This is a genomic window from Helicobacter burdigaliensis, assembly GCF_003670295.1.
Classification (GTDB): Bacteria; Campylobacterota; Campylobacteria; order Campylobacterales; family Helicobacteraceae; genus Helicobacter_D; species Helicobacter_D burdigaliensis.
Genome location: NZ_QXJG01000044.1, coordinates 1 through 1521, shown reverse-complemented (window position 1 = coordinate 1521; position 1521 = coordinate 1). Strand labels below are relative to the sequence as shown.

The 1521-nt window shown below is 37.1% G+C and carries 1 protein-coding gene; it reads right to left on the bottom strand.

What is annotated here, in order from left to right:
* A partial coding sequence (locus tag EBF09_RS08940; protein ID WP_157978206.1) for a hypothetical protein occupies window positions 1-1412 on the bottom strand: 1412 nt, incomplete at its 3' end.
* Window positions 1413-1521 lie beyond the last annotated feature (109 nt).

The window sequence follows — 1521 nt, the reverse complement described above, 5'->3', positions numbered from 1 at the left end:
CCTACACCAATTCCAGCATTAATATTAGAGTTAATCAAACTATCAAAGATACCTTGTGCTTCGTTTAGGTTGCCAGAAGTTTGCATAGAATCTGCTGTTTTTGTAGTGTTATTTGCTCCACCCATAATGCCTGTTGTGAGGAGTAATTTATAATTATCTGCTTGTGAGCCTTTAAGATTAGACACTTTTTCAAAAATATGCTTTGTAGTATCTGTAACTTCAATGCCCATTGCTCCCATTTTATCTTCAGTGCTTAGCGATTCTTCGCCACTACTTTGAATCTTATTAAGAATTTCCTCTTTTTTTGCAATTTGTGCTTTTAAATCTTCTAGGATAGCTTTTTTAACTTCACCTTGTGAGCTTTCTAAGTCTTCTATTTGTATGATTTTCTCTAAATGCTCTTTTTCAAATGTTAAAATTTCTTTTGTGCTATTGATTTTTTCAGAATTTACTCCACCGCTTACAATCAAATATTCTTTGCCACTACCTTTTTCCACACTTAATTTGTAATTTACAAAATCTCCCACATCCATAGGAGAAAGGTAGATATTTTTCCCTACCTCTACAAATTTGTCTGCTAGGGCTTTATCGCTTACAATATCATAAATGCTATTAATAATGCTTGCACCTGCGGTATTGCTAGTGGTTATGTCTTTATTAAAACTACCCGCACTTGCAAAAACAAATCTATCTAGCACAAGGTTATTAAAGCTTGTAGAAAGCACAGAAAAATGAGAGCCTGTAATATTTGCATTACTCTTAATATCAAAGTGTAATCCACCCTTGCCAACACCCTCAAATCTAGTTTTAGTCGCTTCCAAATTCCCCCAAATTGTTAAGCCCCCATTGTAATCGCCAAGCAGCCCACCGCTAGCAATCGATACAGAAGAGCCAAAACCATCAGAATCAGCAGGCAATTTTGTCCCTTCTAGCTTTACATTTCCGCTTAATATGCTTTCTTGCCTAAAATATTGTAAATTCATATCAGTCATATTGATTTGTGAGGCAGTAATATCTGCATTGATTAAATAGGAATTATTTTCGCTTCCACTACCATTTTGAGTATTTATTAAACCAAGTGTTCCATTACCTAAATCAATCGTTACAAATGTATTTTCTCTATTTACGCCCTCAGGAACAAATTCTTCTAAAGCACTATTAATTTGTAAATTTGTATCTTTGTATCCCTCTTTAAATACGAGATTTGCAGCATCGTGGCTTGAATCGATTTCTATATCAAAATAATTTCCTAAATCACTTTTATTATTAATTGTGATTGTGCCGTTTTGTGGTTGCTCTTGCCCTACATTAATTTCTTGTGCTTGTGCGTTTAGCTCTTGTGCATACGCCCCCACACTCCCTAAAATTCCTAAACCTAATATTGCTCTTGATGCAATAAGAGATAATTTCATTTTGTCTCCTTAAAATCTAAAAATAAAGCTGTTATTTTGGGGGGGGGGGGGGGGGGGGGGGGGGGGGGGGGGGGGGGGGGGGGGGGGGGGGGGGGGGGGGGGGGGGGGG